Source organism: Alitiscatomonas aceti (assembly GCF_025567195.1).
Classification (GTDB): Bacteria; Bacillota; Clostridia; order Lachnospirales; family Lachnospiraceae; genus Alitiscatomonas; species Alitiscatomonas aceti.
This window is the reverse complement of sequence record NZ_JAOQJF010000004.1, coordinates 141,356-151,678: the sequence shown is the minus strand read 5'-3', so window position 1 is coordinate 151,678 and position 10,323 is coordinate 141,356. Positions and strand designations below refer to the sequence as shown.

At 55.7% G+C, this 10,323-nt stretch carries 8 protein-coding genes and 3 tRNA genes; all 11 read right to left on the bottom strand.

Annotation, left to right across the window (positions count from 1 at the left end; all coding sequences use genetic code 11):
* Nucleotides 1-76: 76 nt before the first annotated feature.
* Nucleotides 77-1,042 carry an ABC transporter ATP-binding protein gene (locus OCV69_RS03405; RefSeq protein WP_158357417.1) on the bottom strand — a complete coding sequence of 322 codons (966 nt, stop codon included), beginning with the start codon at nucleotides 1,040-1,042 and terminating at the stop codon, nucleotides 77-79.
* A gap of 1 nt (nucleotide 1,043) precedes the next feature.
* Nucleotides 1,044-2,708, bottom strand: a complete 1,665-nt coding sequence (locus OCV69_RS03400) for an ABC transporter permease (protein ID WP_158357419.1) — start codon at nucleotides 2,706-2,708, stop codon at nucleotides 1,044-1,046.
* 74 nt (nucleotides 2,709-2,782) lie between these two features.
* Entirely contained in the window at nucleotides 2,783-3,871 is a 1,089-nt protein-coding gene (locus tag OCV69_RS03395) for an ABC transporter substrate-binding protein (protein ID WP_262562975.1), read from the bottom strand.
* A gap of 43 nt (nucleotides 3,872-3,914) precedes the next feature.
* A complete protein-coding gene (locus OCV69_RS03390; RefSeq protein ID WP_158357423.1) occupies nucleotides 3,915-4,544 on the bottom strand; it encodes a PHP-associated domain-containing protein in 630 nt (209 codons plus the stop codon).
* Nucleotides 4,545-4,645: 101 nt separating this feature from the next.
* Complete coding sequence (locus tag OCV69_RS03385) at nucleotides 4,646-5,995, bottom strand: glycosyltransferase (protein WP_158357425.1); 1,350 nt, start codon at nucleotides 5,993-5,995, stop codon at nucleotides 4,646-4,648.
* Between the two features lie 18 nt (nucleotides 5,996-6,013).
* Nucleotides 6,014-6,811, bottom strand: coding sequence for a M55 family metallopeptidase (locus tag OCV69_RS03380; protein WP_158357427.1), 798 nt, complete (start codon nucleotides 6,809-6,811; stop codon nucleotides 6,014-6,016).
* A gap of 147 nt (nucleotides 6,812-6,958) precedes the next feature.
* Nucleotides 6,959-7,031, bottom strand: a tRNA-Thr gene (locus OCV69_RS03375).
* 41 nt (nucleotides 7,032-7,072) lie between these two features.
* Nucleotides 7,073-7,144, bottom strand: a tRNA-Glu gene (locus OCV69_RS03370).
* 6 nt (nucleotides 7,145-7,150) lie between these two features.
* A tRNA-Pro gene (locus tag OCV69_RS03365) sits at nucleotides 7,151-7,224 on the bottom strand.
* A 163-nt stretch (nucleotides 7,225-7,387) separates the two neighbouring features.
* On the bottom strand, nucleotides 7,388-7,681 hold the full coding sequence (locus OCV69_RS03360) for a metal-sensing transcriptional repressor (RefSeq protein WP_158357637.1): 294 nt from the start codon (nucleotides 7,679-7,681) through the stop codon (nucleotides 7,388-7,390).
* A 47-nt stretch (nucleotides 7,682-7,728) separates the two neighbouring features.
* Complete coding sequence (locus tag OCV69_RS03350) at nucleotides 7,729-10,266, bottom strand: heavy metal translocating P-type ATPase (RefSeq protein ID WP_158357429.1); 2,538 nt, start codon at nucleotides 10,264-10,266, stop codon at nucleotides 7,729-7,731.
* Nucleotides 10,267-10,323: the final 57 nt, after the last annotated feature.

Genomic DNA, 10,323 nt, shown 5'->3' with positions numbered 1-10,323 from the left:
TATTAAGGTTACCCTTTTTTCGGAAAGACACATCAAAATCTTTTTCAAAAGGTTCTTGACATATCACCAGAATGCTTTATAAATGGCAGTCTCTGGGCCCGTCTTTTCTGCTTCCCCAGCCGGCCCGTACCCGGTCGCCGACAGAGAAAAGACTTCCTTCCCGTCCAAAAAGATCTGCCTTGATCACATTGCTTCCATTTTCCAGTTCATAAAGTGTATGGGCTCCCATGAAGCTGGCCGACCAGACCGTATAATCGCCGGACGGGTCCATTTCCATCCACACGTCCTCTGGCCTTACGATCTGTACCCGGCCATTCTCCTCTATATAATTGGCCTTTCCCACAAAGGACGCCACATACCGGCTCACAGGAGAAAAATAGATCTCCCTGGGAGTCCCTGTCTGGACAGCCACGCCCTTTTCCATGACCACGATCTTATCAGAAAGACTCAGGGCCTCCTCCTGGTCATGGGTCACGAAGACCATGGTGATGCCCAGCTTTTTCTGGAGCTCCTTCAGCTCCTCTCTCAGCTGCACCCGGAGCCCTGCGTCCAGATTGGAAAGGGGCTCGTCCAGCAGAAGGATCTTTGGCCCTGTGGCCATGGCGCGGGCCAGGGCCACCCTCTGCTGCTGCCCGCCGGACAGCTCTCCGATCCTGGCCGTTTCATATCCGGAAAGCCCCACAGTCTTTAACTCCTCCATTGCAATGGGAGCCGCCTCCTTCTTCTTCATCCCTCTGAAAAACCGGAGTCCGTAGCAGACATTGTCCAGCACGTTCAGATGAGGAAAAAGCGCATAGCTCTGGAATACCGTGGACACGGGACGGCGCTCCGGCGGAAGGCCTGTGATGTCCTCCCCTTCCAGAAGGATATGGCCGGAATCCGGCTGGATAAAGCCGCCCAGAAGGTTCAGGGTCGTGGTCTTTCCGCAGCCGGAGGGACCTAACAGCGTCACAAATGACCCCTCTTCGATCTCCAGATCCAGGTTCTTCAAGCCTTTTTCATCTTCATATATCTTTTTAAGCCCTTTTAGCTGTAAAAACATCTTATTTCCCTCCCCGTTCTCTTCGTTTTGTCAGACTCATAAAGGCCATGTTGATCCCCACTGTAACAAGGATGATCAGGACCGCCTGGACGGAGGCAACGCCGTACCGGCCGTTTTCAATGGACTGGAACAGCTCCGCACTGGCCACGTTTTTTCCCGGCGAGATCAGGAAAATAATGGCTCCCACCGACGTCATGCAAGATGTGAAGATCGAAATGAAACCGGTGGCAAAGGTGGTCTTAAGCAAAGGCAGGATGACCCCGAAAAGGACCTCCAGCCGGCTGGCCCCCAGATCCCTGGCCGCATCCTCGATCTTTCTGTCAATTCCCGAAAACATGGCGTTGGCCGACTTGTTGGTCAGCGAGATCTGGCGGAATACCAGGTTCAGGATGATGATGGCCGATGTGCCGCGGATGTACATGGGCGGATGACTGAAGGCCGCCACATATCCCAGGCCAAAGAACGTTCCCGGGATGATATAGGGAAGCAGGGCAAAAAATTCTGCCGTCCGCATTCCGGCGATCTTTCTCCGGTGCGTATAGTAGGACAGAAGGATCCCCAAAAATGCGGATACAGCGGCCGCCACAGCGGAGTACACCAGGCTGTGGCCAAAGGAGTTCCACTGGGACCTGGGAAGCTTTCCAAAGTAATCCAGGGTAAAGGTAAGGGAGCCGGAGACCGTGTTGGAAAAGGCGGAAAGGAAAATATTTCCGTATTTCAGCGCCATCACCAGGAAAAACATCCCGGTCACGGTCCATGCGGCTCCAGCCACTGCTCCCGTCAATGTATAAGCCGGTTCCCCGTCCATGGCGTTCCGGTCCGTCCCCCCTGCGGACTCATTCTTTTTCAGGCTCTGGTAATAAAAATAAAAAGCCACGGCGGCCGCCGGAACCATCAGGATACTGATGGCGGAGGCCCGTCCCAGATTGGCTGTGGAGATCACCTGGGTGTACGCCTCTGTGGCCAGGACCTTAAAATTTCCTCCAATGACGATGGGCGTTCCAAAATCTGCCAGGTTCATGGTAAACAGGGTGAACAGCACCGAAAGGATCCCCGGCCTTACCAACGGAAGGATCACAGAAAACAGTGTCTTTTCCGGCGAAGCGCCCAGATCCCTGGATGCCAGGACCAGCCTCTGGTCCATATGGTCAAAGGACGGAAGCAGCATCAGGGACGCAAAGGAAATGCTTCCGATCATCTGGAGGATCACGATGCCGTGCCACCCATAGGGATTGACGCTGAGGCCCAGAAGCTGGTGGGTGATCAGCCCCCGCCTTCCAAAAAGGAAGATATATGCCAGCGCCGATACAAACGGCGGCGAGATCATGGTAAAAAGCAGGGATCTTCTCAAAAACCGCCGGATCCTTCCCGGGGCTGCGTAGGCGGCCAGGGCAATGAAGAACGCCGCCGCCGTGGTGAGGATGGAGGACAGCGAGGACACCCACAGACTGTTCCGGATCAGCTTAAAGCTCCGTCCGGACGCCAGCTCCCTGTAATATTCCAGGGTGAAATGGCCGTCCTTGAAAAAGCTGGTGGCCACCACCGAAACGATCGGATACAGGATGAACAGGGCGATCCCGGCCAGCACCAGGGTAAGGATCAGCCTGTCTCCCAGTTCTGCCCATGGGTATCTGCCGTATCTTCTTTTTTCTGTACGTGGATTCATGATATTTCCTTTCCCGTCAGGTTTTCAATGATGTGAAAAGGGCGGGTATTTCACCCGCCCGGTTTTATGCCGTATTATTTCGCATCCTTTTCACCGACCATGGCGGCCCATTTTTCCAGAAGCGCTTCTCTCTGGCTTCCGAATAACAGTACGTCCTGATCGATCAGCTTTTCTGTGTCCACCGTTCCGATGGCTTCCGGAATGGCTACGTCGCCGCGGGCCATGATCCTGGCATCTGCCTCACGGAGCGCCTCCTGTCCCTCTTTGGAAAGGAAGTAGTCGACGAACACCTTGGCTGCATCCTTGTTCTGGGAGTTTTTAAAGATGGCGATGGGAGCCGGTGTCCACGGGATCATATCCTCCGGATAGACCGCAGTGACCGGATACTCGGCTTCCATGGCAAAGGTACCGCCGGTCATTGCCAGAACTGCGATCCCGAACTCGCCTGCCGCACATTTGGGACCTGGCTCGCCGCCGCCCTGTGCGTAGAAGTCCACATTCTCGTTGATGCCCTTCCATACTTCCCAGCCTTTTTCCTCGCCGTAAGCCTGGATGGTGCCGTTTAAGATCGCATACTGGGTTCCGGAGATCGCGGGGGAAGCCATGATGATCTCCCCTTTATATTTGGGATCTGCCAGATCCTCCCAGGTCTTGGGAGCTTCCAGGTTCTTCTCTGCCAGAACATCGTTGTTTACCAGGAAACCAGCCGGAACCAGGGCAAGGCCTGTCCAGTAGCCGTCTGCATCGCTGTATGCCGGATTGATAGCCTCGGCCTCCGGAGAAACGTACTGCTCCAGATATCCTAAGTCTGTGGCAGAAATGTAGCTGTCAACGCCGCCGCCGAACCAGATATCTGCGGTGGTGTTCCCGTTCTCGGCCTGGAGCTGTGCCAGGGCTTTACCGGTGGAGATCTCCACATACTCGACCTTGATCCCGGTCTTTTCTGTGAAGGCGTCAAACGCCGCCTCTGCGCCGCCATAGGCCAGCATCACGTTTAACGTGGTCCCCTCGTAGGGCTTTTCTGCCGCTTCTGTTTCAGCCTTTGTGGTCTCAGCTGCCGTTGTTTCAGCCGCTGTTGTCTCAGCAGGCTTGCTCTGGCATCCAGTCAGAGATGCGCCCAGCACGGCTGCGGCAAGTCCAGCCGCCATCAGTTTCTTTTTCATAATACTGTCTCCTTTGTGCTTCTTTTTATATCAGCGCAGAACCCTAAAAGGTATCCACGATCCGATATCCTTTCCCTTCTTCATAGATAGCCGGCTTTAAACCGCCCTTATGAAGAGCCGCCACGAATTCCTCCAGGTCTTTCGGTTCCCCTGGGACCATGGTAGCGTATTTTCCCAGCTGGCTGGTCCAGTGGGCGTCGCTGGCTCCCACCATCTGCATATTCCTTGCCTTACAGATGGAAAGCGCCTTCCGGTTGGCCTCCATATCTGTACTGCCATTTAAGACCTCCACCCCGTGAAGGCCCTGGATCTCCCACAGGTGATCCTCAAAGCCGCGGTTATTATTCCGGAAGGGATGGCACGCCACACAAAAGCCGCCGGCCGCATTGACCTGGTCCACGAAATCCTGGGCCGGGATCCGCTTGTCCGGGAAGCGGTCGATGCCGAATGCAGTAATATCTCCCCAGAGAGAAAAATATTCCACTCCCACAAAGATCGGAAAACCGGTCTCCCTGGAATACTGCTCCGCCGTTTCCTTCAGTCCCATGCTGTCATGGTCCGTGATGCAGACCGCATCCAGCCCCCGTTCCCTTGCAGTGGCAACGATCTCCTCCAGCGTCATCTTACTGTCGCTGGAGCATGTGGATTCATGTAAGTGCATATCTACCAGCATCTGTATCTCTCCTTCCATCGAGCCCTAGCTATTCTATCATTCCCGCAGGGTTTCGTCTAATAGAATTAACCGATTTCCTGACCAGCCCATATAGTTTTTATCTATACTCTGGGCGCTTTCGGCTTTTTCTTTTTTCTGGCCGTGACCTGCATGTCCTCTTTTTTCAGGATCCGGCAGATATTTTCCTTGATCCGGTTGGAAAGAAAGGCATACTGGATCATCTCCTCCTCACTGAAGCCGGCATATTTTGCCATCTCATAGTCCTTTCGGGCCGTTCCCAGCTCCGCCAGCACCGGCTCCGCCGCCGCAAGCAGCACCACGTCCGCCTGCTCCCCGGTCTGGATGAACTCCTTCATGGACAGCTTCTGAAGAGCAAGGGCCAGGCGGGCCCGGGACATGCCGGTGATATCCGCCAGCTCCTTTAAGGTGTCCACCCGCGGCTTCTGGCTGAGGTAGACCAGGAGGCTGATCTCCGGCAGGGTCAGGCTGTACCGGATGGCCACCGGCTCCACATAATGGTCCAGCAGCTTCCGGTCCCGGTATGCGTCCAGCAGAGCCCCGTCGCCTCTCAGGGCGTCATGGTTCACGCTGCTCCTTTCATCCCCCAGGCGGACAGCCCCTGGAAAAATGGACAGGGGGACCGCTCCGTCGCCGGCAGCGGCCAGGAGAAACCGATACACATACAGACGGTTCTTTTCATAGTCCTCTTCCGTCAACACCGATTTATAAAAATCGTGGTAATACTCAAAGACCATGCGCTTCATCTTGATGGTCTTTGTGAGGCTCAGTCCCTGGCTCACCAGGGACCCCTTGGTCTTCACATAATAATACACCGGCACCCGCAGGGCATACACAGTCTTTACATGGCGCAGATACTCCAGATTGAACATGAAATCCTCGCACCAGCTTATGGTCTTATCCATGGAAAGCCCATGCTGCGCGATGATCTCCCGCTTAAACAGCTTATTCCAGAGAACACCGTAATAAAAATCTGCCGGGTTCTCCATCATAAAGCCGGCAAATTCCTCCAGACTCAGAAGCCCGTCCTTTTCAATGTCCCCCTTATGGGCCACCCGGTCCCCGATAACCCGGTAAAAATCCGCGATCACCATGTCCGCCCCGCTGTCCCTGGCTGCCCGTACCATAAGGCTGGTGGCGTCCGGTGTGATCCAGTCGTCGCTGTCCAGAAACTGGACGAATGTTCCCCGGGCCTCTGAAAGCCCCAGATTCCTGGTATCCGATACTCCCGTGTTCTCCTTGCGGATCACCCGGACCCTCCGGTCCCCGTTCTCGTATTCCCAGCAGATCCCGGCCGAAGAATCCGTACTGCCGTCATCCACCAGAAGCAGCTCAAAATCCGTAAATCCCTGGTTTAAAACGCTCTCGATGCACCGCCGGAGGGTCTCCTCCGCGTTATAGACCGGCACAATGATGCTTACGATGGGATCCATAGCCTCCCGTCTCCTTTTCTAATAAACTACGAAATTATGGGACGTTACCACATCCATCCAGTTTTCTGTCTCCAGACGGTTGGTAAAGGGATCCACTGCCTTCATCCCCGGGAAGAACGACATCTGATATGCCTTTTTCCAGTCCTTATAGGTCACCTCGTATACGAATTTTTCCGGAAGCTCCACATGGCACCGGCCGATCCTTCCCAGCGCCTCCTTCGTCTGCTCCCTGAGGGCTTTCATGACCGTTTCCGTCGGGCAGCAGAAGGTGGCATTCCCGACTCCGCGCTTGGTCTGTACTGCGGCGATCTCCGGCACCAGCTCCTTTGCCGCGGCGCAGATCGCCTCGTCCCCGGAGATAAAGGCCACAGGAACTCCCAGGGAAGCCGCCGTGAAGCTGTTGAGCATAAACTCGCTCATGCGCTTTCCGTTGAGAGTGATATACAGGCTGTTGCCAGTGGAGGTATGGCTGACGGCAAACTCCGGACAGCCGGCCGCCGCATGATAGCCAACATAAAGGACGGCGTCAAAGGTGGGATCCAGGCCGAACATCATATTGTAGGGATGTCCGCTCTTCCCGCGGATCAGCGTCACATAGGACGGCATCTGAAGAGGATCGATGTTGGAGGCATCTCCATGGCCGTCCTTTACGACGATCTCATCGGCTCCGGCCTCATGGGCCGCCTCGCAGACCGCCAGGACCTCTTTTGTCATCTGTTTAGCAAAGGGGGCGTACACCGCCTCATTCTTATGGGTCTCGATGTTTGAGAACACTCCGCAGCAGCCCTCAATATCCGCACTGATAAATACTTTCATAAAATAACCTCCCATTTCATAGGCTCGTTTTGTTTTCCGTTATCATATCACAGATCCCGCACCGGGTCAATTTCTGGATCTGGTCCCGGCCGGGACAGCTTTTCCTATCAAATAAAAAAAGCCCTTGAAAAATCAAAGGCTTTAAACAGCTCCCTGCCGGACTCGAACCGGCGACCTACGCATTACGAATGCGTCGCTCTACCAACTGAGCCAAGGAAGCACCTAGTAAAAATGCTGCTGCAGCAGCTCTGCAGCAGCAAGTGACCTGACCGGGAATCGAACCCGGGTTTACGCCGTGAGAGGGCGTCGTCTTGACCGCTTGACCATCAGGCCCTGGAGTCGAGGCGACAAGATTCGAACTTGCGACCTCTGCGTCCCGAACGCAGCGCTCTACCAAACTGAGCCACGCCTCGATCACAGACGTAAGTATAATATAAAACTCAAAAAATGTCAACTATATTTTTCATTTTTTTTCAAACAATTGTAACAGTTCCGCCATGTATCTTCTGAGCACCTGCATGATACAAAAGCGCAGGCGGATCTTTTCATGGCGGAACCATTACTGACAATTCCTTTTTACAGCATTTTCCGGATGGTCTCGCACAGCTCGTCCACGGCCTTATCCGCATCCCCATTTTTGATCTCCTCCACCACGCAGGATTTGACATGGCTGGACAGCAGGGTCCTGCTGAACCCGTTTAACGCCGACTGGATCGCAGATACCTGGACCAGGATATCGGTGCAGTACCGCTCATCCTGGACCATGGCCTTCACTCCCCGTACCTGTCCCTCGATCCGGTTCAGCCGGCTGATAAGGTCTTTTTCCTCCTTTGCTGATCTGTGCTTGTGTCTGATCTCACATTCTTCCATTCCTGTGCTCTTATTCTCGTCCACGATCTCTCTCCTTGTCTCAAAAACTAGTCAATCACCTTGTAATCCTGATCCTCTACTGCTTTTTTAAGAACGTCATACGCCACGTCCTCCTTTAAGGTCACCACAGCGGTGCCCGCCTCATGGCTCACAGCGGCGCTTTCCACTCCGGGAACTGCCTCCAGGGCCTTTTTCACCCGGGCCTCGCAGTGGCCGCACATCATACCCTCGATCTTTAAAGTCTTTTCCATGATCTTCTTCTCCTTTTTCTTTTTTTCAGCTTTTATCTTCCTGTCTCTGTCTGCCCGGTGCAGATCAAAGAAGTTCAGCCTCAGTGCATTGGATACGACGCAGAAGCTGGATAAGCTCATGGCCGCAGCGCCGAACATGGGATTCAGCTTCCACCCCAGGACCGGGATAAAAAGCCCCATGGCCAGGGGGATGCCCACCACATTATAAAAGAACGCCCAGAACAGGTTTTCATGGATGTTCCTCAAGGCCGCCCGGCTTAAGCGGATGGCCGCCGGAACGTCCGACAGGCGGCTCTTCATCAGTACCACATCCGCCGCGTCGATGGCAATGTCGGTGCCCGCTCCGATGGCGATGCCCGTATCCGCCCGTGTAAGGGCCGGAGCGTCGTTGATCCCGTCGCCGGCCATGGCCACCCGGCCCTGCTCCTTTAAGGCCCGCACAGCGCTTTCCTTGCCGTCTGGAAGGACGCCCGCAATGACCTCGTCCACTCCGGCTTCCCGGCCTACGGCCCTTGCGGTCCGTTCATTGTCCCCGGTCAGCATCACCACGCGGATCCCCATGTTCTGCAGTTCCTTCACAGCCCTGGGACTGTCCTCTTTTATGACGTCCGCCACGGCTATGATCCCCAGGAAACGCTCTCCTGAACCGAAGAAGAGCGGGGTCTTTCCATTCTCTGCCAGGGCCAGGGCCTGGTCTCTGGCTGCCTCCGGTACAGAGACCTTCGTCTCCATGAACCGGAGATTTCCGCCGTACACCGGCGTTCCTTCTGCCAGGGCCGTAAGGCCGTTTCCCGGAAGGGCTTTGAACTCTGTCACCGTTCCCGGCGCAAGCCCCTCTTCCTCAGCCTTCAGAAGCACGGCCTTTGCCAGAGGATGCTCGCTTTTTTTCTCCAGGGCGCAGGCCATGGAAAGGAGCTCCCCTTCCTGGACCCCCTCCCCGGGGATCAGATCCGTGACCCGGGGCTCCCCGCTGGTGATAGTGCCGGTCTTATCCAGGACCACGATCTCTGTCTTCCCGGTCTCCTCCAGGGACACAGCCGTTTTAAACAGGATCCCGTTTTTCGCACCCAGTCCGTTGCCCACCATGATAGCCACCGGCGTGGCCAGCCCCAGGGCGCAGGGGCAGCTGATCACCAGCACCGAGATCCCCCGGGCCAGGGCAAATCCATAGGTCTCCCCGGCCGCCAGCCAGCCAATGACCGTAAGGACCGCAATGGCAATGACCGCCGGGACAAAGACGCCCGACACCCTGTCCGCTACCTTGGCAATGGGAGCCTTGGTGGCCGCCGCGTCGCTGACCATTTTTATGATCTGGGAAAGGGTGGTGTCCTCTCCTACCCGGGACGCCTCACAGCGGATAAAGCCCGACTGGTTCACCGTGGCCGCAGATACCATATCTCCAGGGCCTTTATCCGCCGGGATGCTCTCTCCGGTCAGGGCCGCTTCATTGACCGCACTCTCTCCCTCTAAGACCACGCCGTCCACGGGAATGTTTTCTCCAGGCCGCACCACAAAGATATCGCCCTTTTTCACCTGGGCAATGGGAACCTCTGTTTCCACGCCGTCCCGTTCCACCACAGCCGTTTTGGGGGCTAGCTTCATGAGGCCCTTTAAGGCATCAGTGGTCCTTCCTTTGGACCGGGCCTCCAGCATCTTTCCCACCGTGATGAGAGTTAAGATCATGGCCGCCGACTCAAAGTAGAACTCGTGCATATACGTCATGACCCCGGCCATATCGCCGTTTAACTGGGCCTCCGTCATTTCAAACAGGGCATATACGCTCCATCCGAAGGAAGCGGCGGACCCCAGGGCCACCAGGGTGTCCATATTGGGAGCCCGGTGCAGGAGCCCCTTAAAGCCGCTGATAAAAAATTTCTGGTTGATCACCATGACCGCCGCTGACAGCAGAAGCTGCAGAAGGCCCACGGCCACATGATTGTCCGCAAAAAACTCCGGGACCGGCCAGCCCCACATCATATGTCCCATGGAAAAATACATGAGGACGGCCAGGAATCCCAGGGAGGAGAACAGCCGTTTTTTTAATACCGGAGTCTCGTGATCCGCCAGGGCGTCCTCGTCAAAGGCCGCGCCCCCGGCGGCAGGACCGCTCCCGGCTCCGTCCTCTCCGCTGCGGCTTCCCTTTACCGAGGCCCCATAACCCGCCTCCTTCACGGCGGCGATGATATCGGCAGCGTCTGCGCTTCCCTCTACGCCCATGGAGTTGGTCAGAAGACTCACAGAGCAGGACTCCACTCCCGGAACCTTCGACACCGCTTTTTCCACTCTGGCGCTGCAGGCCGCGCAGCTCATGCCGGTCACTGTATATTGCTCCATTGATTCCCTCCGTAACAGATTTTTTCTATACCTGTACTGGGTACATCTATAAAATAT

Excerpts from the sequence above, each read along its gene's own strand:
- OCV69_RS03395 (WP_262562975.1), bottom strand. The coding sequence starts at position 3,871 with ATGAAAAAGAAACTGATGGCGGCTGGACTTGCCGCAGCCGTGCTGGGC.
- OCV69_RS03360 (WP_158357637.1), bottom strand. The coding sequence starts at position 7,681 with ATGGAAGAATGTGAGATCAGACACAAGCACAGATCAGCAAAGGAGGAA.
- OCV69_RS03350 (WP_158357429.1), bottom strand. The coding sequence starts at position 10,266 with ATGGAGCAATATACAGTGACCGGCATGAGCTGCGCGGCCTGCAGCGCC.
- OCV69_RS03390 (WP_158357423.1), bottom strand. The coding sequence starts at position 4,544 with ATGCTGGTAGATATGCACTTACATGAATCCACATGCTCCAGCGACAGT.
- OCV69_RS03400 (WP_158357419.1), bottom strand. The coding sequence starts at position 2,708 with ATGAATCCACGTACAGAAAAAAGAAGATACGGCAGATACCCATGGGCA.
- OCV69_RS03380 (WP_158357427.1), bottom strand. The coding sequence starts at position 6,811 with ATGAAAGTATTTATCAGTGCGGATATTGAGGGCTGCTGCGGAGTGTTC.
- OCV69_RS03405 (WP_158357417.1), bottom strand. The coding sequence starts at position 1,042 with ATGTTTTTACAGCTAAAAGGGCTTAAAAAGATATATGAAGATGAAAAA.
- OCV69_RS03385 (WP_158357425.1), bottom strand. The coding sequence starts at position 5,995 with ATGGATCCCATCGTAAGCATCATTGTGCCGGTCTATAACGCGGAGGAG.